General features: G+C 61.0%; 23 protein-coding genes and 1 pseudogene. 14 read left to right on the top strand and 10 right to left on the bottom strand.

Annotated features, from left to right (window positions below):
- Positions 1 to 26: 26 nt before the first annotated feature.
- The 3 genes from guaA (at position 27) to tadA (ending at position 3,678) form a co-directional block, all read left to right on the top strand.
- Positions 27 to 1,604 carry a glutamine-hydrolyzing GMP synthase gene (guaA, locus tag SOP95_RS01740; RefSeq protein WP_008053207.1) on the top strand — a complete coding sequence of 526 codons (1,578 nt, stop codon included), beginning with the start codon at positions 27 to 29 and terminating at the stop codon, positions 1,602 to 1,604.
- Positions 1,605 to 1,804: 200 nt separating this feature from the next.
- Positions 1,805 to 3,181 carry a multicopper oxidase family protein gene (locus tag SOP95_RS01745; protein WP_274077249.1) on the top strand — a complete coding sequence of 459 codons (1,377 nt, stop codon included), beginning with the start codon at positions 1,805 to 1,807 and terminating at the stop codon, positions 3,179 to 3,181.
- The gene (gene tadA, locus SOP95_RS01750) at positions 3,181 to 3,678 is read left to right on the top strand and encodes a tRNA adenosine(34) deaminase TadA (RefSeq protein ID WP_323605718.1); all 498 of its coding nucleotides are present in this window, start codon (positions 3,181 to 3,183) and stop codon (positions 3,676 to 3,678) included. Before SOP95_RS01745 ends, tadA begins: the two co-directional genes overlap by 1 nt.
- Positions 3,679 to 3,809: 131 nt before the next feature.
- Here the strand turns inward: tadA and cmoB are convergent, their stop codons facing one another.
- From cmoB to SOP95_RS01785, 7 genes are all read right to left on the bottom strand, one after another.
- Complete coding sequence (gene cmoB / locus SOP95_RS01755) at positions 3,810 to 4,766, bottom strand: tRNA 5-methoxyuridine(34)/uridine 5-oxyacetic acid(34) synthase CmoB (protein ID WP_323605720.1); 957 nt, start codon at positions 4,764 to 4,766, stop codon at positions 3,810 to 3,812.
- Positions 4,763 to 5,542 (bottom strand): carboxy-S-adenosyl-L-methionine synthase CmoA, encoded by a 780-nt coding sequence (cmoA, locus tag SOP95_RS01760; protein ID WP_274077246.1) that lies wholly within the window; start codon positions 5,540 to 5,542, stop codon positions 4,763 to 4,765. The genes cmoB and cmoA overlap by 4 nt, the downstream gene beginning before the upstream one ends.
- A gap of 166 nt (positions 5,543 to 5,708) precedes the next feature.
- Positions 5,709 to 6,344, bottom strand: a complete 636-nt coding sequence (locus SOP95_RS01765) for a lysoplasmalogenase (protein ID WP_323605721.1) — start codon at positions 6,342 to 6,344, stop codon at positions 5,709 to 5,711.
- Between the two features lie 2 nt (positions 6,345 to 6,346).
- Positions 6,347 to 6,739 carry a protease inhibitor I42 family protein gene (locus tag SOP95_RS01770; RefSeq protein ID WP_323605722.1) on the bottom strand — a complete coding sequence of 131 codons (393 nt, stop codon included), beginning with the start codon at positions 6,737 to 6,739 and terminating at the stop codon, positions 6,347 to 6,349.
- Positions 6,740 to 6,955: 216 nt separating this feature from the next.
- The gene (lon, locus tag SOP95_RS01775) at positions 6,956 to 9,373 is read right to left on the bottom strand and encodes an endopeptidase La (protein WP_323605724.1); all 2,418 of its coding nucleotides are present in this window, start codon (positions 9,371 to 9,373) and stop codon (positions 6,956 to 6,958) included.
- 184 nt (positions 9,374 to 9,557) lie between these two features.
- The gene (locus tag SOP95_RS01780; protein ID WP_274077241.1) at positions 9,558 to 10,061 is read right to left on the bottom strand and encodes a L,D-transpeptidase family protein; all 504 of its coding nucleotides are present in this window, start codon (positions 10,059 to 10,061) and stop codon (positions 9,558 to 9,560) included.
- 124 nt (positions 10,062 to 10,185) lie between these two features.
- Positions 10,186 to 10,737 (bottom strand): NUDIX hydrolase, encoded by a 552-nt coding sequence (locus SOP95_RS01785; RefSeq protein ID WP_323605726.1) that lies wholly within the window; start codon positions 10,735 to 10,737, stop codon positions 10,186 to 10,188.
- Positions 10,738 to 10,884: 147 nt separating this feature from the next.
- Between SOP95_RS01785 and SOP95_RS01790 the strand changes: the two genes are divergently transcribed.
- The 5 genes from SOP95_RS01790 (at position 10,885) to purT (ending at position 14,168) form a co-directional block, all read left to right on the top strand.
- A complete protein-coding gene (locus tag SOP95_RS01790; protein ID WP_274077239.1) occupies positions 10,885 to 11,484 on the top strand; it encodes a CoA pyrophosphatase in 600 nt (199 codons plus the stop codon).
- Positions 11,485 to 11,539: 55 nt separating this feature from the next.
- Positions 11,540 to 12,064 (top strand): gamma carbonic anhydrase family protein, encoded by a 525-nt coding sequence (locus SOP95_RS01795; RefSeq protein WP_274077238.1) that lies wholly within the window; start codon positions 11,540 to 11,542, stop codon positions 12,062 to 12,064.
- On the top strand, positions 12,061 to 12,276 hold the full coding sequence (locus tag SOP95_RS01800) for a DUF1289 domain-containing protein (protein WP_274077237.1): 216 nt from the start codon (positions 12,061 to 12,063) through the stop codon (positions 12,274 to 12,276). The genes SOP95_RS01795 and SOP95_RS01800 overlap by 4 nt, the downstream gene beginning before the upstream one ends.
- Before the next feature lie 144 nt (positions 12,277 to 12,420).
- Positions 12,421 to 12,888, top strand: a complete 468-nt coding sequence (locus SOP95_RS01805; RefSeq protein ID WP_274077236.1) for a preQ0 transporter — start codon at positions 12,421 to 12,423, stop codon at positions 12,886 to 12,888.
- Positions 12,889 to 12,986: 98 nt separating this feature from the next.
- Positions 12,987 to 14,168 (top strand): formate-dependent phosphoribosylglycinamide formyltransferase, encoded by a 1,182-nt coding sequence (gene purT / locus SOP95_RS01810; protein ID WP_046820365.1) that lies wholly within the window; start codon positions 12,987 to 12,989, stop codon positions 14,166 to 14,168.
- Positions 14,169 to 14,335: 167 nt separating this feature from the next.
- Here the strand turns inward: purT and SOP95_RS01815 are convergent.
- The 3 genes and pseudogenes from SOP95_RS01815 to SOP95_RS01825 all read right to left on the bottom strand — a co-directional run bounded on the left by SOP95_RS01815 (position 14,336) and on the right by SOP95_RS01825 (position 18,034).
- Positions 14,336 to 15,652 (bottom strand): annotated as a pseudogene (locus SOP95_RS01815) (MFS transporter).
- 312 nt (positions 15,653 to 15,964) lie between these two features.
- Positions 15,965 to 17,209 (bottom strand): transporter associated domain-containing protein, encoded by a 1,245-nt coding sequence (locus SOP95_RS01820; RefSeq protein WP_323605728.1) that lies wholly within the window; start codon positions 17,207 to 17,209, stop codon positions 15,965 to 15,967.
- 12 nt (positions 17,210 to 17,221) lie between these two features.
- On the bottom strand, positions 17,222 to 18,034 hold the full coding sequence (locus SOP95_RS01825; protein WP_323605729.1) for a cytochrome C assembly family protein: 813 nt from the start codon (positions 18,032 to 18,034) through the stop codon (positions 17,222 to 17,224).
- A gap of 195 nt (positions 18,035 to 18,229) precedes the next feature.
- Between SOP95_RS01825 and ffh the strand changes: the two genes are divergently transcribed.
- The 6 genes from ffh (at position 18,230) to xerD (ending at position 22,797) form a co-directional block, all read left to right on the top strand.
- Positions 18,230 to 19,606 carry a signal recognition particle protein gene (gene ffh / locus SOP95_RS01830; RefSeq protein ID WP_056726162.1) on the top strand — a complete coding sequence of 459 codons (1,377 nt, stop codon included), beginning with the start codon at positions 18,230 to 18,232 and terminating at the stop codon, positions 19,604 to 19,606.
- 250 nt (positions 19,607 to 19,856) lie between these two features.
- The gene (gene rpsP / locus SOP95_RS01835; protein WP_003198088.1) at positions 19,857 to 20,108 is read left to right on the top strand and encodes a 30S ribosomal protein S16; all 252 of its coding nucleotides are present in this window, start codon (positions 19,857 to 19,859) and stop codon (positions 20,106 to 20,108) included.
- A gap of 5 nt (positions 20,109 to 20,113) precedes the next feature.
- The gene (rimM, locus tag SOP95_RS01840) at positions 20,114 to 20,650 is read left to right on the top strand and encodes a ribosome maturation factor RimM (protein ID WP_323605734.1); all 537 of its coding nucleotides are present in this window, start codon (positions 20,114 to 20,116) and stop codon (positions 20,648 to 20,650) included.
- A gap of 2 nt (positions 20,651 to 20,652) precedes the next feature.
- Positions 20,653 to 21,405: a tRNA (guanosine(37)-N1)-methyltransferase TrmD gene (gene trmD, locus SOP95_RS01845; RefSeq protein ID WP_046820359.1), complete on the top strand. Its 753-nt coding sequence runs from the start codon at positions 20,653 to 20,655 to the stop codon at positions 21,403 to 21,405.
- Between the two features lie 45 nt (positions 21,406 to 21,450).
- On the top strand, positions 21,451 to 21,801 hold the full coding sequence (gene rplS / locus SOP95_RS01850; RefSeq protein ID WP_003175895.1) for a 50S ribosomal protein L19: 351 nt from the start codon (positions 21,451 to 21,453) through the stop codon (positions 21,799 to 21,801).
- Positions 21,802 to 21,900: 99 nt separating this feature from the next.
- A complete protein-coding gene (xerD, locus tag SOP95_RS01855) occupies positions 21,901 to 22,797 on the top strand; it encodes a site-specific tyrosine recombinase XerD (RefSeq protein WP_168757294.1) in 897 nt (298 codons plus the stop codon).
- Positions 22,798 to 22,860: the final 63 nt, after the last annotated feature.

A 22,860-nucleotide genomic window follows, 5' to 3' on the forward strand; every position in this document is an offset into this window, starting at 1 on the left:
CCGAATTTTTTAGACGAGACTGAATCATGGCCCTCGACATTCACGCCCACCGCATCCTGATCCTCGACTTCGGTTCCCAGTACACCCAACTGATCGCCCGCCGCGTGCGTGAAATCGGCGTGTACTGCGAACTGCACCCGTTCGACATGGACGAAGATGCGATCCGCGAATTCGCTCCTAAAGGCGTCATCCTCGCCGGTGGCCCAGAGTCGGTGCACGAAGCCAACAGCCCTCGCTGCCCGCAAGCCGTTTTCGACCTGGGCGTGCCGGTCTTCGGTATCTGCTACGGCATGCAGACCATGGCCGAGCAACTGGGCGGCAAGGTTGAAGGCTCCGAGCTGCGTGAGTTCGGTTACGCCCGCGTTGACGTGGTCGGCAAGAGCCGCCTGCTCGACGGCATCGAAGACCACATCGACGCCGACGGCCTGTTCGGCCTCGACGTGTGGATGAGCCACGGTGACAAAGTTACCCGCATGCCGGAAGACTTCCACATCCTGGCCAGCACCCCAAGCTGCCCGATCGCCGGCATGTTCAGCGACGAGCGTCGTTACTACGGCGTGCAGTTCCACCCGGAAGTGACCCACACCAAGCAGGGCGGTCGCATCCTGTCGCGCTTCATCCTCGACATCTGCGAGTGTGAAGCCCTGTGGACCCCTTCGAAGATCGCTGAAGACGCCATCGCCCAGGTTCGCGCCCAGGTTGGCACCGACAACGTCCTGCTCGGCCTGTCCGGCGGCGTGGACTCGTCCGTGGTTGCTGCGCTGCTGCACAAGGCCATCGGCGACCAGCTGACCTGCGTATTCGTCGACAACGGCCTGCTGCGCCTGCACGAAGGCGAGCAAGTGATGGCCATGTTCGCCGAGAACATGGGCGTCAAGGTGATCCGCGCCAACGCCGAAGAGCAGTTCCTCGGTAACCTGGCCGGCGAAGCCGACCCGGAGAAGAAGCGCAAGATCATCGGCCGTACCTTCATCGACGTGTTCGATGCCGAATCCTGCAAGCTGGACAACATCAAGTACCTGGCCCAGGGCACCATCTACCCGGACGTGATCGAGTCGGCTGGCGCGAAAAGCGGCAAGGCCCACGTGATCAAGTCGCACCACAACGTGGGCGGCCTGCCGGAAGAGATGAACCTGAAGCTGGTCGAGCCACTGCGCGAACTGTTCAAGGACGAAGTCCGTCGTCTGGGCCTGGAACTGGGCCTGCCGTACGACATGGTCTACCGTCACCCGTTCCCGGGCCCGGGCCTGGGCGTGCGCATCCTCGGTGAAGTGAAGAAGGAATACGCCGACCTGCTGCGTCGCGCCGACCACATCTTCATCGAAGAACTGCGCAAGGCCGACTGGTATCACAAGGTCAGCCAGGCGTTCGTGGTGTTCCAGCCGGTGAAATCGGTTGGCGTGGTCGGCGATGGCCGTCGTTACGCCTGGGTCGTGGCCCTGCGTGCCGTGGAAACCATCGACTTCATGACCGCGCGTTGGGCACACCTGCCTTACGAACTGCTGGAAACCGTTTCCGGCCGTATCATCAATGAAATCGAAGGCATCTCCCGCGTCACCTACGACGTGTCGAGCAAGCCGCCGGCGACCATTGAGTGGGAGTGATCCCGCACCAGCCCTGAAGGGTTGATCGCAGGATAAAAAGCCGTGTGAACGAGAGTTCACGCGGCTTTTTGCATTGGAGCCAGCCGTACCTGCGGCCCGTCGTCACGTCCGCTTTGCTGTTTCTTTCGCAACTGCGGGTGTATCGTATTCGCCTTTTGCGGCCCCCGGGCCTGTCGTTGAAACGTGAGGTAGTTGAGTTCATGTCCTTTACCCGTCGCCAAATCCTCGGTGGCCTGGCTGGTCTTGTTGTCGTTGGTGTCGGGGCGGGCGGTGCGTCGCGTTACTGGCTGGGCAAGATGGCTGACGCGGATGCCGGTCACGACTATGAACTGATTGCCGCACCGCTGGACGTCGAACTGGTGGCCGGACACAAGACCCCGGCCTGGGCGTTCGGCCCGTCGGCGCCAGGCACCGAACTGCGCGTGCGCCAGGGTGAATGGCTGCGGGTGCGATTCATCAACCACCTGCCGGTTGCCACCACGATTCACTGGCACGGCATCCGCCTGCCGCTGGAAATGGACGGTGTGCCTTACGTCTCGCAGTTGCCGGTGTTGCCGGGGGAGTACTTCGATTACAAATTCCGTGTGCCGGATGCCGGCAGCTACTGGTATCACCCGCACGTGAACAGCAGCGAAGAGCTCGGTCGCGGCCTGGTCGGCCCGCTGATCATCGAAGAGCGCGAGCCCACCGGTTTCAAGTACGAAAAGACCTTGAGCCTGAAGAGCTGGCACGTCGACGACGTCGGCAATTTCGTCGAGTTCAGCATTCCCCGGGAAGCCGCCCGTGGCGGTACGGCGGGGCGCCTGGCGACCATCAATGGCGTGCCGCAGGCGGTGATCGACTTGCCCGCAGGACAGATCACCCGTGTGCGCCTGCTCAACCTCGACAACACCCTGACCTATCGCCTGAACATCCCCGGCGTCGAAGCGCAGATCTATGCGCTGGATGGCAATCCCATCGAGCCGCGGCCGCTGGGCAAGGAATACTGGCTGGGCCCCGGCATGCGCATTTGCCTGGCGATCAAGGCGCCACCGGCCGGTGAAGAGTTGTCGTTGCGCAATGGCCCTGTACGCCTGGGCACGTTCCGCTCAGTGGCCAATACCGACGCGCCGACCCAATGGCCACCGGCGCTGCCCGCCAACCCGATTGCCGAGCCGGACCTGGCCAATGCCGAGAAACTCAACTTCAATTTCGAATGGGTCGGTTCGGTCTCGGTGAACGTCGACAACGGCAGGCCGCCGAGCCTGTGGCAGATCAACGGCAAGGCCTGGGACATCACCGACAAGACCTGCGCCGACCGCCCGATCGCCAAGCTCGAGAAGGGCAAGAGCTACATTTTCGAATTGAAGAACATGACTCAGTATCAGCACCCGATTCACCTGCACGGCATGAGCTTCAAGGTGATTGCCTCGAACCGGCACAAGGTCATCCCGTATTTCACCGACACTTACCTGCTGGGTAAGAACGAGCGGGCGCAGGTGGCGCTGGTGGCGGATAATCCTGGCGTGTGGATGTTCCATTGCCATGTGATCGACCACATGGAAACCGGCCTGATGGCCGCTATCGAGGTGGCGTGATGCGTCAGATTCGTCCCGCCGCCATCATCGACCGCAGCCGTGACCGCGACTTCATGCGTGAAGCCCTGGCGCTGGCGGCCCAAGGCGCCGCCCTGGGCGAAGTGCCGGTGGGCGCCGTGCTGGTGCAGGACGGCGAAATCATCGGCCGTGGCTTCAACTGCCCGATCAGCGGCAGCGATCCCAGTGCCCACGCCGAGATGGTGGCGATCCGCGCTGCCGCCCAGGCCGTGAGCAACTATCGCCTGCCGGGCAGCACGCTGTATGTGACGCTGGAGCCGTGCAGCATGTGCGCCGGGTTGATCGTGCATTCACGGATTGCACGGGTGGTGTATGGCGCGCTGGAACCCAAAGCCGGGATTGTTCAGAGCCAGGGGCAGTTTTTCACCCAGGGCTTTCTCAACCATCGAGTGTTGTATGAAGGGGGGGTGTTGGCAGGAGAGTGTGGGGCTGTTTTAAGTGAGTTCTTCAAGGCCCGTAGAGCCAAACCTTCAGACTGAACACTGAACTAATGTGGGAGCGGGCTTGCTCGCGAAGAGGGTGTGTCAGTCGACATGGTTGTTGTCTGACACACCGCTTTCGCGAGCAAGCCCGCTCCCACATTTTGATCTCCATTGATCTGGAGAATGGCTTACTTGCGAGCGACGATCACCGCCCGCATCGGCGCCGGCAGCCCTTCAATCGTCTTGCTGTGATCTTGCGGATCAAGGAAATCACTCAGCGACTGATACTTCATCCACTCGGTGCCGCGCTGTTCCTCGACAGTGGTCACACTCACGTCCACGCATTTCACATCGCTGAACCCGGCACGCCGCAGCCACAACTCCAGGGCCGGCACCGACGGCAGGAACCAAACGTTGCGCATCTGCGCGTAGCGGTCTTCCGGCACCAGCACTTGGTGTTTGTCGCCTTCGACCACCAGGGTTTCCAGCACCAGTTCACCACCCTTGACCAGGCAATCCTTCAGCGCCAGCAAATGCTCGATCGGCGAGCGGCGGTGGTAGAACACGCCCATGGAAAACACCGTGTCGAACCCTTCGAGGTTCGGCGGCAGGTCCTCGAACGGGAAGGGCAGGTGCCAGGCATTCGGCTCTGACAAGTAACGTTGAACCGCCTGGAACTGGCAGAAGAACAACCAGTTCGGATCGACGCCGATCACGCTGTCGGCGCCAGCACCGAGCATGCGCCACATGTAATAGCCGTTGCCGCAGCCGACATCGAGGATGCGCTTGCCCTTGAGGTCCAGGTGCGGGGCGACCCGCGACCATTTCCAGTCCGAGCGCCATTCGGTGTCGACGTGCACGCCAAACAGGTCGAACGGCCCTTTGCGCCATGGTGACAAGCCCATCAGCGCGGTGCGCAATTGTGCGCGGGTTTCATCGTCGCAATCGGTGTCGAGCTTCAAGCCGTTGAGCAAATCAACTTCACTCGGCTGGATCTTCGGTAGGGCGTCCAGCGCGCTCTGCCAGCGTTCCAGGTCGCCGTGGCCCTTCTCCATTTTCTTGTCGAGTTGCTGCTGCAGGGTGTTGGCCCAATCAGCCAGCGGCGTGCCGGCCAGACGACGGGCGAGGGGGGACAGATCTATCATGGCAAGGCAATCAACGAGGCAAAGTTAAGACACTGGAACCACGGCACGACTTTCGAGAACCCGGCGGCCAGCAGGCGTTCGCGGTGCTCTTCGAGGCTGTCGGGTTTCATGACGTTTTCGATGGCGCTGCGCTTCTGGGCGATTTCCAGTTCGCTGTAGCCGTTGGCGCGCTTGAAGGCGACGTGCAGGTCGGTGAGCAACGCGTGCTCCTGCTCGTCTTCAAAGCGCAGTTTTTCCGAGAGAATCAATGCGCCACCGGGCAACAGCGATTGGCGGATGCGCGACAGCAACGCGGTACGCTGATCTGGTGCGATGAATTGCAGGGTGAAGTTCAAAGCCACCACCGAGGCAGGTTTGAATTCCAGGGCGAGGATGTCGCCTTCGATCACTTCCACCGGCAGCAACTCCTGGAACATCGAGTCCTGGCCGTTCAGATATTCACGGCACCGCTCGACCATCGCGGCGGAGTTATCCACAGCGATAACGCGACAACCCTCGGTGCGCACATGGCGACGCAGCGCCTGGGTCACCGCGCCCAGGGACGAACCGAGGTCGTAGAGCACACTGTTGGGCTGGGCGAACTGCGCGGCAAGCACACCGAGGTTTTCGACGATGGTCGGGTAACCCGGCACCGAGCGCTTGATCATGTCCGGGAACACCCGCACCACGTCCTCGTTGAAGGCGAAGTCAGGCACCTGGGCCAAAGGCTGGGCGAATAGGCGATCGGATTCTTTGCTCACGGCGGTTCCGGCGGTGGATGTGGAAAAGGCCGGCATTTTAGCCAAGTTGGCGCGGGGATGCGCGGGTTGTCTGATAAACCGAAGGGGGGCAGTTCTGAAATCGGCGTGTCCAGTCCGACCGCCTTCGCGAGCAAGCCCGCTCCCACAGTGGTTTTGTGTGCGACACAGATTCAATGTGGGAGCGGGCTTGCTCGCGAAGGGGTCAACGCGGTTTCTGATCGAACGCCGATGCCGTGATACCCCATTGGCCAAGCCAATAACTGAGGATGATCACATACGCCGCAGCCTCGAACGGCACCACAAACCGACTGATGCCAATCACGCTATCCGAAAACACAAACGCCACGGCCCCTGCGGCAGCCAGCAGTGCCGAACGCTTGGGCACATCGGTACCGAGTCGGGCCAGCGCACGCCAGAGCATGGCGCTGATCGCCAGGCCGTAGACGATCACCGGAATCAGCAAAGGCCCCAGCCCGTGAGAGATCAGTATTCCCAGCAACACCACGCCAACGCCGAGGGCCAGCATCAGTGGCAACAGGGCCAGCCGCTTGCAGTCACTCAAGTAAGCCTTCAGATACGCCAGATGCGCGACCAAAAACGCCCCAAGGCCGAACACGAACAAATCCCCCGGCCAAGCCAGCAACACGTCGCCGACCAGGGAGAAAATCAATCCAAGACTGATCCAGCGCCGATACTCGCTGGGCGGTGCGTCGTGCAGCCAGCCGAGCAGGGCCAGGACCGGCAGCGGCTTGACCAGCAGGCAAAGCAGGGAGGCGTGAACGCTCAGGCCATAAAGAAAGGTCACCGCGCCCATCAGAGCCAGAATCAGCCAGCCCACGGTCAGTTGACCGAAATGGCGCAGTCGAAGGCATCCGCCGGCAGCACTTCCGGGGCCCAGGGTTGTTGCGAGGTCAAGCGTAAACGTCCCGTGCCAGTGGCGAACGCCTGGAACCGCCAGGTCGACACACCGGCAGCGCCAACGACGCCGGCATCTTCCGGATTGCTGTAGACCTCGGGGCTAAGCGCGTGCAGCACGCCACCGGCAGAATCCTGGATGGACCAGCGATAACCCGTGGTCGGATTGCTCGGCAGGGTCAGGATCAGGTTTTGCCCGCTGGTGAGTTTTACCGGGCATTCGCTTTGTTTTTCCACAGTCACGTTGTGCGCAGGTTGCGTGGCGCAAGCGGCCAGCAAGGCGAGTGCGAGGGGGATTAACAGGCGAGTGGGGGACATAGGGTCGGTGGCTCCGGCGTTCACGACGAACGGCGAGCATAACCGAGATGAGACAAATTGTGACAGTCGCCGAAGGTAGCGGTGGCAGGGCTGACGCCATCGCTGGCGAGCCAGCTCCTACAGGGTTTTGCGGTGGACACACCTTTAGTGAGCACCGCCGGCCACTGTAGGAGCTGGCTTGCCAGCGATAGCGGTAGCGCAGTCGCTACAGCAACATCAGAAAAGCACCTTCGCCACATCCGCAAACCGCTTGGCGAAATGCACGGTAATGCCCTCCTTCAGATACTCCGGCAACTCCTCGAAATTACCCCGGTTCGCCTCCGGCAATATCAGCTCGAAAATCTTCTGCCGCCGCGCTGCAATCACCTTCTCACGCACCCCGCCAATCGGCAGTACATGCCCGGTCAGGGTCAGTTCGCCGGTCATGGCCACGCCTTTTTTCGGTGGCTGGTTGCGGGCCAGGGACAGCAGGGCGCTGGCCATGGTCACACCGGCGCTCGGGCCGTCTTTCGGCGTGGCGCCTTCCGGGACGTGCAGGTGGACGAACGCTTCGTCGAAGAATTTCGGGTCACCGCCAAACGACTTCAGGTTGGAGCTGACGTAGCTGTAGGCAATTTCCGCCGATTCCTTCATCACTTCACCCAGTTGCCCGGTGAGTTTGAAGCCGCGGTTGAGCGTGTGGATGCGCGTCGCTTCGATCGGCAAGGTGGCGCCACCCATGCTGGTCCAGGCCAGGCCAGTGATCACGCCGGTACCGGACAGCACTTGCTCGTTACGGAACACCGGTTTGCCCAGGGACGATTCGAGGTCTTTCGGGCCAATCTTGATTGTTGCTTGCGGATCTTCGAGCAGCTTCACCACGGCTTTGCGCACCAGTTTGCCGAGGTTTTTTTCCAGCTGACGGACCCCGGCTTCACGGGCATAACCGTCGATCAGTGCCTTGAGGGCGTTGTCGCTGATGCTCAGGCTGCCTTTCGATACGCCGGCCTTCTCAAGCTGTTTCGGCCACAGGTGACGCTTGGCGATGGCGACTTTTTCCTCGGTGATGTAACCCGACAGGCGGATCACTTCCATCCGGTCCAGCAAGGGGCCGGGAATCGAATCCAGGGTGTTGGCGGTGCAGACGAACAGCACTTTCGACAGGTCCATGCGCAGATCGAGGTAGTGGTCGAGGAATTCGACGTTCTGTTCCGGATCCAGGGTTTCCAGCAGCGCCGAGGCCGGGTCACCCTGATAGCTTTGGCCCATCTTGTCGATTTCGTCGAGCATGATCACCGGGTTCATCACTTCGACGTCTTTGAGCGCCTGCACCAGTTTGCCCGGTTGTGCGCCGATGTACGTGCGGCGATGGCCCTTGATCTCGGCCTCGTCGCGCATGCCGCCCACGCTGAAGCGGTAGAACGGTCGGCCGAGGGATTCGGCGATGGATTTGCCGACGCTGGTCTTGCCCACGCCCGGCGGCCCCACCAGCAGCACGATGGAACCGCTGATTTCGCCCTTGTAGGCACCGACCGCGAGGAATTCGAGGATGCGGTCCTTGATGTCGTCGAGGCCGGCGTGGTGGTTGTCCAGCACCTTGCGCGCGTGCTTGAGGTCGAGCTTGTCCTCGCCGTATACGCCCCACGGCACCGAGGTCGCCCAGTCGATGTAATTGCGGGTGACCGCATATTCCGGCGAGCCGGTTTCGAGGATCGACAGCTTGTTCATTTCTTCTTCGAGGCGTTTCTGCACCTGCGCTGGCAGGACCTTGCCCACCAGTCGCTGTTCGAACTGTTCGAGGTCAGCGCTGCGGTCGTCCTTGGTTAGCCCCAGCTCCTGCTGGATGACCTTGAGTTGTTCCTTGAGGAAGAACTCGCGCTGATGCTCGCCGATCTTGCGGTTCACTTCGGCGGAAATCTCTTTCTGCAGGCGCGCGACCTCGACTTCCTTGCGCAGCATCGGCAGGACTTTTTCCATGCGCTTGAGCATGGGCACGCAGTCGAGCACTTCCTGCAGTTCGCTGCCGGTTGCCGAAGTCAGGGCGGCGGCGAAGTCGGTCAGTGGGGATGGATCGTTGGGGCTGAAGCGGTTGAGGTAGTTCTTCAGCTCTTCGCTGTACAGCGGGTTGAGCGGCAGCAGTTCCTTGATCGCATTGATCAGCGCCATGCCGTAGGCCTTGACCTCGTCGGTCGGCTCGGTGGGCTGGTGCGGGTATTCGACTTCCACCAGGTAAGGCGGGCGATGGTGCTTGAGCCAGGTCTTGAGGCGCACACGGGTCAGGCCCTGGGCAACAAATTGCAGTTTGCCGTTTTCGCGACTGGCGTGGTGCACCTTGACCAGGGTGCCGTACAGCGGCAGGGCCGAGGTATCGAAATGGCGCGGATCTTCCTGGGGGGTGTCCATGTAGAACAGGGCCAGGGAGTGATGATCGGATTTGGCGACCAGGTCGAAGGTTTCAGCCCAGGGTTCTTCATTGACGATGACCGGCAGGACCTGCGCCGGGAAGAAGGGGCGATTGTGAATCGGAATGATGTAGACCTTGTCCGGCAGGTTCTGGCCGGGCAGGGCCAGGCCCTTGCCGGTGGTGTGGTGTTCGGTGTTTTCCGGGTCGGCGTATTCGCTGGGGTCTTCGGGGAAGGCTTGCTGGTCGCTCATGGGGCACCTGCGCAATGGGGTATGGGTCTTAGATGGGGCAGGCCTTGGGTGGTTTCAATGGGGGAGGGGATATTCGGGGAGCGTTCAGGATCTGGACAGGTCCTGGCCATTTGCCCGTTGCAGGCATGGCGCGTCGATCAGAACGGACAGCGTTCCCACGGCATGGGAACGCTTCTGCGGGATGTCAGGGGCGAATTTCGATCATCGTGCCGTCCGGCACCAGGTTCCAGATCTCGCGCATGTCCATGTTGCGCATGGCGATGCAACCGTCGGTCCAGTCCAGGGTGTGGAACAGGTGCTCGGGGTTTTCTTCGGTGTCCGGGGTGCCGTGAATCATGATCATGCCGCCGGGATCGACGCCTTCGCGTCGTGAGCGGGCGGAATCGCTGATGTTCGGATAGGAGATGTGCATGGCCAGGTTGAAGCGGTCGCTGACCTTGCGCCAGTCGATCCAGTAGAAACCTTCGGGCGTGCGTTTGTCGCCTTCCATCAGTTTCGGTCCCTGAGGACGTTTGCCCAGGGAAATGCGATAGGTCTTGAATGGCTTGCCGTCGTTGATCAATTGCAATTGATGGGCAGACTTGAGAACCAGGATTTTCTCGATGACCTTGCCGTTCATGGGCTCCATGGCAGTAGCCTGGGACACCGTGACGAACGACAAGAAGAACAGGGCAAGCAACCAGCGCATTGAAACGATTCCCCAGGAGGTGTCGCGACTATATATCTATTTATAGGTGTTTTTGCAGGCGCTGCCGAGGGTTCGGCCGAGTTCGGACGATCTTTGCGCGCCTAACGATGATACCAAGATGACATCAACTGATGACAGGCTGGGCCAGCGGCGGGATCGATTCGGACCGCACGGGGTAGACCTCGGTCCGCCGGTCAGCGAAGAAGCATTCTAAGGTACGGCCCACCGTGCGGAAAGCCAGCTCGTCCCAAGGAATGTCGGCTTCGTCGAATAGTTGCACTTCCAGGCTCTCGGGACCGGCAGCAAAATCCAGGTCCGCAAGCTCGGCGCGGAAGAACACATGCACCTGGCTGATATGCGGCACGTCGATCAGCGTATAGATGCTCAGGTTGCGCACCCGCGCGCAGGCTTCCTCGGCGGTCTCGCGAATGGCCGCCTGCTCGATGGTCTCACCGTTTTCCATGAAGCCGGCAGGCAGGGTCCAGTAGCCCCGGCGCGGCTCGATGGCGCGGCGGCACAACAGCACCTGGGTGCCCCAGGTCGCCACGCAACCGGCGACGATGTTGGGGTTCTGGTAATGGATGGTGTGACAGCTGTCGCAGACAAAACGCAGGCGTGAATCGCCTTCGGGAATGCGCTGGGTCACCGGGTTGCCGCACTGACTGCAAAATTTCATGCTTGGGTTCCTGAATGCTGCGCCTATCTTGGCGTGCGGCGGTGGCTGTCGGCAAGTTGTCGTTTCGCGACATGCCACTGTCCGGGGGGTTGGGCGACCTAAGCGATTAGTGCATGATGCAGGGTAAGGCACTGATCGAGAACACTCATGCTGGACGAGCTACTGCATCGGGTAAGTCACCACACACCGCGCACGCTGGAGACTGACCGACGTTTCCCCGAGGCCGCCGTCCTGGTGCCGATTACCCGCAGTGACGAGCCGGAGCTGGTGTTGACCCTGCGCGCCAGCGGGCTGTCGACCCATGGTGGCGAAGTCGCTTTCCCCGGTGGTCGACGCGACCCCGAAGACCCCGACCTTGTTTTTACCGCCCTGCGCGAAGCCGAGGAAGAGATCGGCTTGCCACCGGGACTGGTCGAAGTGATCGGCCCGCTGAGCCCGTTGATTTCCCTGCATGGCATCAAGGTCACGCCTTATGTCGGGGTAATTCCGGACTTCGTCCAATACCGCGCCAACGATGCCGAGATCGCCGCCGTGTTCAGTGTGCCCCTGGAGTTCTTCCGCGAGGACCCGCGCGAGCACACCCATCGCATCGACTACCAGGGTCACAGTTGGTACGTACCGAGTTACCGCTACGGCGAATTCAAGATCTGGGGTTTGACGGCAATCATGATCGTCGAGTTGATCAATCTGCTCTATGACGCGAAAATCAGCCTGCACTCGCCGCCTAAAAGCTTTATCAATACCTGAAGCCATCATTCGAATGGCCTGAACACGCCGCTGCCTGAGCCTTGAGGACAACACGATGAAATACCGCCTGGGCGACGCCCGTGTCGAGACCCACCCAGAGAGCTGGGTCGCTCCCAATGCCGTGCTGGTGGGCAAGGTCAAGCTGGAAGAGGGCGCCAACGTCTGGTTCAACGCCGTGCTGCGGGGCGACAACGAACTGATCCTGATCGGCAAGAACAGCAACGTCCAGGACGGCACTGTGATGCATACCGACATGGGCTACCCGCTGACCATCGGTACCGGCGTGACCATCGGCCACAACGCCATGCTGCACGGCTGCACCGTGGGTGACTACAGCCTGATCGGCATTAATGCGGTGATCCTCAATGGCGCGAAAATCGGCAAGAACTGCATCATCGGCGCCAATTCGTTGATCGGTGAAGGCAAGGAGATTCCCGACGGTTCGCTGGTCATGGGCTCACCCGGCAAGGTGGTGCGCGAACTGACCGAGGCGCAGAAGAAGATGCTGGAAGCCAGCGCCGCTCACTACGTGCATAACTCGCAACGTTATGCCCGCGACCTGGCTGAGCAGGAAGAATGACGACGACCGAACGACCAGTGCCATCGCCCTGCGTGAACATTTGCGCGCTGGACGACGATGACATCTGCACGGGGTGCCAGCGCACGGTGGAAGAGATCACCCGTTGGAGCCGGATGGACAACGAAGAACGGCGCAAGGTGTTGGGGTTGTGCCATGAACGGGCCAAGTCCAGCGGGTTGGTGTGGATGATTGGCAAGACACCTGGCAACTGAGGTGTGGCCATTGTAGGAGCGAGCTTGCTCGCGATGGACTCAAGACCACCGCGGGGAATCAGATTCCCCGCATTATCGTTAACGACTATCGCGAGCAAGCTCGCTCCTACAGTACCCTGTGCGCCAAATTGACAGGTGCCCCCCATGTTCTTCCTGATCGCCTACATCGGCAGCGTCGTGCTGACCAACTACGCCTTCTCCACCGCCCCGCACCTGGACATCATCTGGTCGGCGTGGGGTGGCCTGGTGTTCGTGTTGCGCGACATGGTGCAAACCCGCTTCGGGCACGGCGCGATTGCGGCAATGCTGGCGGCGCTGGTGCTGTCCTACATCACCTCCGATCCCTCCATCGCCCTGGCCAGCGCCACGGCGTTCGCGGTATCGGAGTGCATCGACTGGCTGGTGTTCAGTATCACCCGTCGTCCGTTGCACGACCGCCTGTGGATAAGTTCGGCCCTGAGCATCCCGCTCGATACCTTTATCTTCTTCGGCATGATCGACGCGCTGACCCCCGGTGTGATTCTCACCGCCCTGGGTTCGAAGTTCGCCGGCGTCACGGCCGTCTGGCTGATCATGGCCTGGCGCTTGCGCAAACAGGCGCTCGTCAGCTGAGCCAAACCCTGCGGTTCATGTAAAATGCCGCGCTTTCTCCCCATGGGAAGCGCGCCAGGCGCCGCATCCCTCGATGATCCGCTTCTTGAGGACTTGAGATGACCCGTATCGGAACTCCATTGTCGCCCACCGCGACCCGCGTATTGATGTGTGGCTGTGGCGAACTGGGCAAGGAAGTGGTGATCGAGCTGCAACGCCTGGGCGTTGAAGTGATTGCCGTGGATCGCTACGCCAATGCCCCGGCCATGCAGGTGGCGCATCGCAGCCACGTGATCAACATGCTCGATGGCGCGGCCCTGCGCGCGGTGATCGAAGCCGAAAAGCCGCACTTCATCGTGCCGGAAATCGAAGCCATTGCCACCGCCACCCTGGTGGAACTGGAGGCCGAAGGCTTCACCGTCATCCCGACCGCGCGTGCCGCACAGCTGACCATGAACCGCGAAGGCATCCGTCGCCTGGCCGCCGAAGAGCTGGACCTGCCGACCTCGCCTTACCACTTCGCCGACACCTTCGAGGACTACAGCAAGGCCGTCGAGGATCTCGGTTTCCCGTGCGTGGTCAAGCCGGTCATGAGTTCTTCGGGCAAGGGCCAGAGCCTGCTGCGCAGCGTCGATGACGTGAAGACGGCCTGGGACTACGCCCAGGAAGGCGGGCGTGCTGGCAAAGGCCGGGTGATCGTCGAAGGTTTTATCGATTTCGATTATGAAATCACCCTGCTGACGGTGCGCCACGTCGGCGGCACCACCTTCTGCGCGCCGGTCGGCCATCGCCAGGAGAAGGGCGACTACCAGGAAAGCTGGCAGCCTCAGGCCATGAGCCCGGTGGCCCTGGCTGAATCCGAGCGCGTGGCCAAGGCCGTGACCGAGGCCCTGGGTGGCCGTGGCCTGTTTGGCGTCGAGCTGTTCATCAAGGGTGATCAGGTGTGGTTCAGCGAAGTGTCGCCGCGTCCGCACGACACTGGCCTGGTCACGTTGATCTCCCAGGACCTGTCGCAGTTCGCCCTGCATGCACGGGCGATTCTGGGCCTGCCGATTCCGTTGATCCGCCAGTTCGGGCCATCGGCCTCGGCGGTGATCCTGGTGGAAGGGCAGTCGACCCAGACTGCTTTCGCCAATCTGGGCGCGGCATTGAGCGAGCCGGATACGGCGTTGCGCCTGTTCGGCAAGCCTGAAGTGAATGGCCAGCGCCGGATGGGGGTTGCATTGGCTCGTGACGAGTCGATCGAAGCGGCTCGTGCCAAGGCGACCCGTGCATCCCAGGCTGTTGTAGTAGAGCTGTAAACCGCGGCGCGGCAATCGCCAGCAGGCTGGCTCCCACACTGATCGCATTCTGCCAGAAGGCATGCATTTCCATGTAGGAGCCAGCGGGCTAGCTCCCACACTGATCGCATTCTGTCAGAAGGAATGCATTTCCATGTGGGAGCCAGCCTGCTGGCGATGACTGACTATCAGGCAACCCGATTCAAGTCGTTATTACGCGTCTCCTTCAGGCACAGCACGGCAATCAGGCTGAGCACCGCCGCCCCCGACACATACCCGCCGACATAACTCAATCCGCCCATCGCCACCAGTTTCTGCGCGAAGAACGGTGCTGCCGAGGCCCCGACGATCCCGCCCAGGTTGTAGGCCGCCGATGCGCCGGTATAACGCACGTGGGTCGGAAACAGTTCTGGCAGCAGCGCACCCATGGGCGCAAAGGTCACGCCCATCAGGAACAGCTCGATGCACAGGAACAGCGCCACGCCCCAGGTCGAACCCTGGGTCAGCAGCGGTTCCATCAGGAAACCGGACAGGACCGCCAGCACACCCCCGATGATCAGCACCGGTTTACGCCCGTAACGGTCGCTGGCCAGGGCTGACAGTGGTGTGGCCGCGGCCATGAACAACACCGCGAAACACAGCAGGCCGAGGAAGGTTTCACGGCTGTAGCCGAGCGTCGCCACGCCGTAACTCAGCGAGAACACGGTCGAGATGTAGAACAGCGCTTAGCACACCACCATCGAGCCGGCGCCCAGCAGCACTGGCATCCAGTATTGGCTGAACAGCTCCACCAGCGGGATCTTCACCCGTTCCTGGCGCGCCATGGCGTTGGCGAACACCGGTGTTTCGTGGAGTTTTAGGCGCACATACAGACCAACCATCACCAGCGCGGCGCTGAGCAGGAAGGGAATCCGCCAGCCCCAGGCGCGGAACTGTTCATCGTCCAGGCCCATGGCCAGGGTCAGGAACAGGCCGTTGGCCGCAAGAAAGCCGATGGAGGGGCCCAGTTGCGGGAACATGCCGAACCAGGCGCGCTTGCCCTTGGGCGCATTCTCGGTGGCGAGCAAGGCGGCTCCGCCCCATTCGCCGCCCAGCCCCAGGCCCTGGCCGAAGCGCAATACACACAGCAGGATCGGCGCCCAGGCCCCGATGCTGTCGTAACCCGGAAGTACGCCGATCAGCGTGGTGCACACGCCCATCAGCAACAAGGAGGCGACCAGGGTCGATTTGCGCCCGATACGGTCGCCAAAATGCCCGAACAAGGCCGACCCCAGAGGGCGTGCAAGGAATGCGATGCCGAACGTGAGGAAGGCCGAGAGCATCTGGGCCGTGCCGGAAGTCTGTGGGAAGAACACAGGGCCAATCACCAGCGCGGCGGCGGTGGCATAGACGTAGAAGTCGTAGAACTCGATGGCCGTGCCGATGAAACTCGCCGTGGCCACGCGGCTGGCGGAGTTCACCGGTTGCGCGGGGGTGGAGTCGTTATAGGTTGTGCTGGTCGTCATGCGGTTATCCCTGACAGTCATGGGCCCCAGTGGAGCGAATTATTATGGTCGATTACCCAGGGATGTGGGTGGAGGCGCGGTCGCTGTTCCAGGTAGGAACGGGCGTCGGTGTGTAGCGGACGTTTCTGGTGGTCAGGCCGGAACTTGCGGTGTGCGGGGTAAGCACGGGGCGGCGAGGCTTGGGTAAGCGACTCGATTATAGGAAGGTGGCTAACGATTCAACAAGTGCAAAAAGATCGCAGCCTTCGGCAGCTCCTCCAGGAGAGCGCGTTCCAATGTAGGAGCTGCCGAAGGCTGCGATCTTTTAACAATCTAGAGGGTGGGTAGAGCAGCGGGAGCCGGGTTGATATGCCAGATCAACACCCGAGTCACTCGATTGTCCTCAGTCTCAAGAATTTCCAGCCGATAACGACCGATTTTCAAGCACACAGGGCAGTCCGGGATAGTTTCCAATGCTTCTGTCACCAGCCCGTTCAGGGTTTTCGGGCCGTCGCTGGGCAGGTGCCAGCCGAGGCTCTTGTTCAGCTCGCGGATCGAGGCGGCGCCGTCGATCACCAGGCGGCCATCGGCCTGGGGATGGATATGCGGGTTGTCCAGGCTTTGCTGGCTTTCGAATTCGCCGACGATTTCTTCGAGAATGTCTTCCAGGGTGACGATGCCCAGAACCTCGCCGTATTCGTCGACCACCATGCCCAGGCGCCGCTGCTGCTTGTGGAAGTTCAGCAGTTGCAGTTGCAGCGGGGTGCTTTCAGGAACGAAATACGGTTCGCGACAGGCCGCCAGCAGCGCGTCCAGGGTCAGGCTGCCGTCGGGGAGCAAATGGCCGATTTGCCGGGTATTGAGCACCGCCTCGACCTGGTTGATGTCGCTGTGGAACACCGGCAGACGCGTGCGCTGGTTGTGGCGCAGTTGCTCGATGATGTCTTCGATCGGGTCGTCGAGGTTGATCCCTTCGACCTCGCTGCGCGGTACCAGAATGTCGTTGACCGTGATGTTGTCCAGCGCATGGATGCCCGGCAGCGGGTGCGGGCGGCTGGCGGCTTGCTCGTGATGGTCGTGGCGCTCCAGCGCCGGCTCGTCTTCGCTCTGTTGCACGACATTGGCCTTGCGGGCGAACGGGCGCATCAGCAACTGGCTGATGGCATTGAGCAGCCAGGCCGCCGGGTAGATGAGCTTCAGTGGTATGGCCAGCAGGTTGTTGCCCAGGGCCAGGATCGCGTCCGGATGACGGACAGCGAGGGCGCGGGGCAGGTAGTCGGCGAGGATCAACAGCAGCGCGCCCGCGCCGAGACAGGCCAGCCACGGGCCGTTCTCGGCCCAGGTGAAAATCGCCAGCAAGGTACAGATGACCATCACCAGGGCGCGGCACAGGGTATTGCAGAAAATCAGGCTGACGAGGGGAAAGCTCAACCGGGCCAGCGGTTTGTCGCTGGCGCGCGAGGCGTTGCGCTGGGCCAGCAAATGCTGCTGCGCCGCTTCTATGGCAGTGAACAGCCCTGACCATAAAATCAGCAAGGCCACTACTGCAAGCATCGGCCCTATGGGCAAGTCGTCCATTATTGCCGCCCGTCAGATGTGCAGGATGTATTCGCGAACCAGCTTGCTGCCGAAATACGCCAGCATCAGCAGGCAGAAACCGGCCAGGGTCCAGCGGATGGCCTTGTGGCCGCGCCAGCCAAGGCGGTTACGGCCCCACAGCAGCACGCTGAAGACGATCCAGGCCAGGCAGGCCAGCAAGGTCTTGTGCACCAGGTGCTGGGCGAACAGGTTATCGACAAACAGCCAGCCGGAGATCAGCGACAGCGACAGCAGCGTCCAGCCGGCCCAGAGGAAGCCGAACAGCAGGCTTTCCATGGTCTGCAGCGGCGGGAAGTTCTTGATCAGCCCGGACGGGTGCTTGTGCTTGAGCTGGTGATCCTGGACCAGCAGCAGCAACGACTGGAACACCGCGATGGTGAACATGCCGTAGGCAAGGATCGACAACAGGATGTGGGCGAGAATGCCTGGCGCTTCGTCGATGATCTGCACGGTGCCGGCGGGGGCGAACTGCGCCAGTAGCGCGGTCAAGGCGCCCAGGGGGAACAGCAGGACCAGCAGGTTCTCCACCGGTATTCGTGAGCAGGCCAGCAGCGTCAGGGCGATGACCGCGGCGGCAATCAGGCTGGCGGCACTGAAAAAGTCCAGGCCCAGGCCAATCGGGGTCAGCAGGTGGGTCACCAGGCTGGCGCTGTGGGCCAGCACCGCCAGCACGCCGAGCGTAACCAGCAGGCGCTTGTTGGCCTTGGCGCCGGTGGCCAGGCGAGTGCCTTGATAGAAAGTCGCAGCGGCATACAAGCTGGCGGCGGCGAGGGTAGTAAGCAAACTGGGTGACAAGGGGAGCATAAGTCCTGTTAGGCAAGCCCGAAAGGCGCTGAGTTTGGCATAGAACCCACGCGACACGAAAGTGCGAGGTGTCCGCCAGACGCAGTCTTCGCTATAATCCGCGACCTGCCCACGCCGCAGGCTCGCCGAGCACACGTTTAGTCCGGTCTGGGCCGCCATTATCCCGGTCTACACAGGGCCTGAAAGGATCGCGCAATGTTTGAAAACTTAACCGACCGTCTCTCGCAGACGCTGCGCCATGTCACCGGCAAGGCCAAGCTGACCGAGGACAACATCAAAGACACCCTGCGCGAAGTGCGCATGGCGTTGCTCGAAGCCGACGTCGCCTTGCCGGTGGTGAAAGACTTCGTCAATTCGGTCAAGGAACGCGCTGTCGGCACCGAGGTGTCGCGCAGCCTGACGCCGGGCCAGGCCTTCGTGAAGATCGTCCAGGCCGAACTCGAAAGCCTGATGGGCGCGGCCAACGAAGATTTGAACCTGAGCGCCGTGCCGCCAGCGGTCATCCTCATGGCCGGTCTGCAGGGCGCGGGTAAGACCACCACCGCCGGCAAGCTGGCGCGCTTCCTTAAAGAGCGCAAGAAGAAGTCGGTCATGGTCGTGTCCGCGGACGTTTATCGTCCGGCGGCGATCAAGCAGCTGGAAATGCTCGCCGGTGAAGTGGGTGTGACCTTCTTCCCGTCCGACCTGAGCCAGAAGCCGGTCGAGATCGCCCAGGCAGCTATTAAAGAAGCTAAACTCAAATTCATCGACGTGGTCATTGTCGATACCGCCGGTCGCCTGCACATCGATGAAGAGATGATGGGCGAGATCAAGGCGCTGCATGCCGCGATCAACCCGGTCGAGACCCTGTTCGTGGTCGACGCCATGACCGGCCAGGACGCCGCCAACACGGCCAAGGCCTTTGGCGATGCGCTGCCACTGACCGGTGTGATCCTGACCAAGGTCGACGGCGATGCCCGTGGCGGTGCCGCCCTGTCGGTGCGCGCCATTACCGGCAAGCCGATCAAGTTCATCGGTATGGGCGAGAAGAGCGAAGCGCTCGACCCGTTCCACCCTGAGCGTATCGCCTCGCGCATCCTCGGCATGGGCGACGTGCTCAGCCTGATCGAGCAGGCGGAAGCGACCCTCGACAAGGACAAGGCCGACAAGCTGGCCAAGAAGCTGAAGAAGGGCAAGGGTTTCGACCTCGAAGACTTCCGTGACCAGCTGCAACAGATGAAGAACATGGGCGGCCTCGGCGGCCTCATGGACAAGCTGCCGAACATGGGTGGCGTGAACCTGGCGCAGATGGGCAACGCCCAGGGCGCGGCAGAGAAGCAATTCAAACAGATGGAAGCCATCATCAATTCCATGACGCCGGCCGAGCGCCGTGACCCTGAGATGATCAGCGGTTCGCGCAAACGTCGTATCGCCATGGGCTCCGGCACCCAGGTGCAGGACATCGGCCGCTTGATCAAGCAGCACAAGCAGATGCAGAAGATGATGAAGAAATTCTCCGCGAAAGGCGGAATGGCCAAGATGATGCGCGGCATGGGCGGTATGTTGCCCGGCGGCGGCATGCCCAAGATGTAAAGAATCCGCGCCGGTCATCGCACCGGCGCAGACCCGCAAGGACGCGGGATCTACAGCAAACCCGCACTTGGCGGGAGCTGACTGGCCGTTTTAAACGACGGCTCTATAGCAAATCTGGATGGCGTCCGATAGGCCGCCGGAAAAAGTCATTTGCAAAAGTCCGGATATTCCTTAGAATATGCGGCCTTTCGGGCACCTATGCCCGCTGTGCCTTTAGATTTGCAGCACCGACTACAGGAACGATGTTCACATGCTAACAATCCGTCTTGCCCTTGGCGGCTCCAAAAAGCGCCCGTTTTACCACCTGACCGTAACCGACAGCCGCAACCCGCGCGACGGTTCGCACAAGGAACAGGTTGGTTTCTTCAACCCTGTTGCTCGTGGCCAGGAAGTTCGTCTGTCCGTGAACCAAGAGCGCGTAGCCTACTGGCTGAGCGTTGGTGCACAACCTTCTGAGCGCGTTGCTCAGTTGTTGAAGGAATCTGCCAAGGCTGCGGCCTGAGCAATATGAACGCGACGCCAGCTGTTGCTGATGATTTGATCGTTATCGGCAAGATTTATTCGGTTCACGGCGTTCGCGGCGAAGTGAAGGTGTATTCCTTTACTGATCCGATCAAGAACCTGCTGGAATACAAAACCTGGACGCTCAAGCGTGACGGCAATGTAAAGCAGGTAGAGCTGGTCAGCGGACGCGGGAACGACAAGTTCCTGGTCGCAAAGCTCAAGGGTCTCGATGATCGTGAAGAAGCTCGTCTTCTGGCCGGTTATGAGATCTGCGTGCCGCGCAACCTGTTCCCTGAACTGACCGACGGCGAGTACTACTGGTACCAGCTGGAAGGTCTCAAGGTCATCGACACCCTCGGGCAACTGTTCGGGAAGATCGATCACCTGCTGGAGACCGGCTCGAACGATGTAATGGTGGTCAAGCCTTGCGCTGGCAGCCTGGATGATCGCGAACGCCTGTTGCCCTATACCGAGCAATGCGTGTTGGCCGTCGACCTGGCCGCAGGCGAGATGAAGGTGGATTGGGATGCGGACTTCTAAGCGTGGCTAACTTGCGCGTAGAAGTGATCAGTTTGTTTCCCGAGATGTTCTCCGCCATCAGCGAGTACGGCATCACCAGTCGGGCGGTGAAACAGGGGCTGTTGCAGCTCACCTGTTGGAATCCGCGAGACTACACGACGGATCGACATCACACTGTGGATGATCGCCCTTTTGGCGGTGGTCCGGGCATGGTGATGAAGATCAAGCCCCTGGAAGATGCTCTGGTTCAGGCCAAGGCAGTCGCCGGGGAGGGTGCGAAGGTGATTTACCTGTCGCCCCAAGGCCGTCAACTGACTCAGTCGGCGGTACGCGAGTTGGCGAATCTGGATGCATTGATCCTGATTGCCGGCCGCTATGAAGGCATTGACGAGCGTTTTATTGATGCTCATGTCGATGAAGAGTGGTCGATTGGCGACTATGTACTGTCTGGCGGCGAGCTGCCGGCGATGGTCCTGATCGATGCGGTTACACGACTGCTGCCTGGAGCTTTAGGGCATGCGGACTCCGCCGAGGAAGATTCCTTTACGGATGGTTTGCTGGATTGCCCGCACTACACCCGACCGGAGGTGTATGCGGATCAGCGTGTTCCCGACGTATTGCTAAGTGGCAATCACGCGCACATCCGGCGTTGGCGTTTACAGCAGTCCCTTGGTCGGACCTATGAACGACGCGCCGATCTTCTGGAAAGCCGCTCGCTTTCTGGAGAAGAGAAGAAGCTGCTCGAGGAATACATCCGCGAGCGGGACGATAGTTAACAACGTATCGATGGTAGATCCGACGATTTACCTTAGGAGCACAGCATGACTAACAAAATCATCCTTGCACTCGAAGCAGAGCAGATGACCAAAGAGATCCCTACCTTTGCCCCGGGCGACACCATTGTCGTTCAGGTGAAAGTGAAGGAAGGCGACCGTTCGCGTCTGCAAGCGTTCGAAGGCGTTGTAATCGCCAAGCGTAACCGCGGCGTAAACAGTGCATTCACCGTGCGCAAGATCTCCAACGGTGTTGGCGTAGAGCGTACTTTCCAGACCTACTCCCCGCAAATCGACAGCATGGCTGTCAAGCGTCGCGGTGACGTACGTAAAGCCAAGCTGTACTACCTGCGCGACCTGTCGGGTAAAGCAGCTCGCATCAAGGAAAAACTGGCTTAAGTCCAGCTTCCGATGCAGAAAAAAGCAGCCTACGGGCTGCTTTTTTGTTGCCTGCGATTTATCTTCCCTGGCCGTACTGTCGGCCTTGCCTGAGTCTTTATGCCTGCCATCGATCATCCCTTGATTGACCAGTTTCTCGACGCGCTGTGGCTTGAGAAAGGTCTTTCCGATAACACCCGCGATGCCTATCGAAGCGATCTGGCCCTGTTCAATGGCTGGCTGCAGGAAAAAGGCCTGGAGCTGCTCAACGCCGGGCGCGAATTGATTCTCGATCACCTGGCCTGGCGCCTGGAGCAAAACTACAAGCCCCGTTCAACGGCCAGATTTCTCTCTGGCGTGCGCGGCTTCTATCGCTATCTGCTGCGGGAAAAGCTGATCGCTGTCGATCCGACGTTGCGCATCGATATGCCGCAACTGGGCAGGCCGTTGCCCAAGTCCTTGTCGGAAGCTGATGTGGAAGCGCTGCTGAAAGCACCGGATCTGAGCGAAGCCATCGGCCAGCGCGACCGCGCCATGCTCGAAGTGCTTTACGCCTGCGGCCTGCGGGTGACGGAGCTGATCAGCCTGACGCTGGAGCAGGTCAACCTGCGCCAGGGCGTGCTGCGGGTGATGGGCAAGGGCAGCAAGGAGCGGCTGGTGCCGATGGGCGAGGAGGCGATCGTCTGGGTCGAGCGTTATTTGCGCGATGGTCGTGGCGAGCTGCTGGGCGGGCGGCCCAGCGATGTGTTGTTCCCCAGTCAGCGCGGCGAGCAGATGACCCGCCAGACGTTCTGGCATCGGATCAAGCACCAGGCCAAGGTCGCCGGGATCGGCAAGTCGCTGTCACCGCATACATTGCGCCATGCCTTCGCTACGCATTTGCTCAACCACGGCGCCGATTTGCGGGTGGTGCAAATGCTGCTCGGCCACAGCGATCTGTCGACTACCCAGATCTACACTCACGTTGCGCGGGCGCGTTTGCAGGATCTGCATGCCAAACACCACCCCCGCGGTTGACGCCGTCCCCCTGTAGGAGCTGCCGCAGGCTGCGATCTTTTGATCTTAAAGATCAAAGTCAAA

Origin of the sequence: Pseudomonas sp. YuFO8 (assembly GCF_035065025.1) — a bacterium.
GTDB lineage: Bacteria > Pseudomonadota > Gammaproteobacteria > Pseudomonadales > Pseudomonadaceae > Aquipseudomonas > Aquipseudomonas putida_AE.

Excerpts from the sequence above, each read along its gene's own strand:
- SOP95_RS01780 (WP_274077241.1), bottom strand. The coding sequence starts at position 10,061 with ATGCGCTGGTTGCTTGCCCTGTTCTTCTTGTCGTTCGTCACGGTGTCC.
- SOP95_RS01825 (WP_323605729.1), bottom strand. The coding sequence starts at position 18,034 with ATGCTCCCCTTGTCACCCAGTTTGCTTACTACCCTCGCCGCCGCCAGC.
- rpsP (WP_003198088.1), top strand. The coding sequence starts at position 19,857 with ATGCTAACAATCCGTCTTGCCCTTGGCGGCTCCAAAAAGCGCCCGTTT.
- SOP95_RS01800 (WP_274077237.1), top strand. The coding sequence starts at position 12,061 with ATGACGACGACCGAACGACCAGTGCCATCGCCCTGCGTGAACATTTGC.
- cmoB (WP_323605720.1), bottom strand. The coding sequence starts at position 4,766 with ATGATAGATCTGTCCCCCCTCGCCCGTCGTCTGGCCGGCACGCCGCTG.
- SOP95_RS01820 (WP_323605728.1), bottom strand. The coding sequence starts at position 17,209 with ATGGACGACTTGCCCATAGGGCCGATGCTTGCAGTAGTGGCCTTGCTG.
- rplS (WP_003175895.1), top strand. The coding sequence starts at position 21,451 with ATGACTAACAAAATCATCCTTGCACTCGAAGCAGAGCAGATGACCAAA.
- ffh (WP_056726162.1), top strand. The coding sequence starts at position 18,230 with ATGTTTGAAAACTTAACCGACCGTCTCTCGCAGACGCTGCGCCATGTC.
- guaA (WP_008053207.1), top strand. The coding sequence starts at position 27 with ATGGCCCTCGACATTCACGCCCACCGCATCCTGATCCTCGACTTCGGT.
- SOP95_RS01785 (WP_323605726.1), bottom strand. The coding sequence starts at position 10,737 with ATGAAATTTTGCAGTCAGTGCGGCAACCCGGTGACCCAGCGCATTCCC.
- tadA (WP_323605718.1), top strand. The coding sequence starts at position 3,181 with ATGCGTCAGATTCGTCCCGCCGCCATCATCGACCGCAGCCGTGACCGC.
- SOP95_RS01790 (WP_274077239.1), top strand. The coding sequence starts at position 10,885 with ATGCTGGACGAGCTACTGCATCGGGTAAGTCACCACACACCGCGCACG.
- SOP95_RS01745 (WP_274077249.1), top strand. The coding sequence starts at position 1,805 with ATGTCCTTTACCCGTCGCCAAATCCTCGGTGGCCTGGCTGGTCTTGTT.
- lon (WP_323605724.1), bottom strand. The coding sequence starts at position 9,373 with ATGAGCGACCAGCAAGCCTTCCCCGAAGACCCCAGCGAATACGCCGAC.
- SOP95_RS01805 (WP_274077236.1), top strand. The coding sequence starts at position 12,421 with ATGTTCTTCCTGATCGCCTACATCGGCAGCGTCGTGCTGACCAACTAC.
- rimM (WP_323605734.1), top strand. The coding sequence starts at position 20,114 with ATGAACGCGACGCCAGCTGTTGCTGATGATTTGATCGTTATCGGCAAG.
- SOP95_RS01770 (WP_323605722.1), bottom strand. The coding sequence starts at position 6,739 with ATGTCCCCCACTCGCCTGTTAATCCCCCTCGCACTCGCCTTGCTGGCC.
- cmoA (WP_274077246.1), bottom strand. The coding sequence starts at position 5,542 with ATGCCGGCCTTTTCCACATCCACCGCCGGAACCGCCGTGAGCAAAGAA.
- purT (WP_046820365.1), top strand. The coding sequence starts at position 12,987 with ATGACCCGTATCGGAACTCCATTGTCGCCCACCGCGACCCGCGTATTG.
- xerD (WP_168757294.1), top strand. The coding sequence starts at position 21,901 with ATGCCTGCCATCGATCATCCCTTGATTGACCAGTTTCTCGACGCGCTG.
- SOP95_RS01795 (WP_274077238.1), top strand. The coding sequence starts at position 11,540 with ATGAAATACCGCCTGGGCGACGCCCGTGTCGAGACCCACCCAGAGAGC.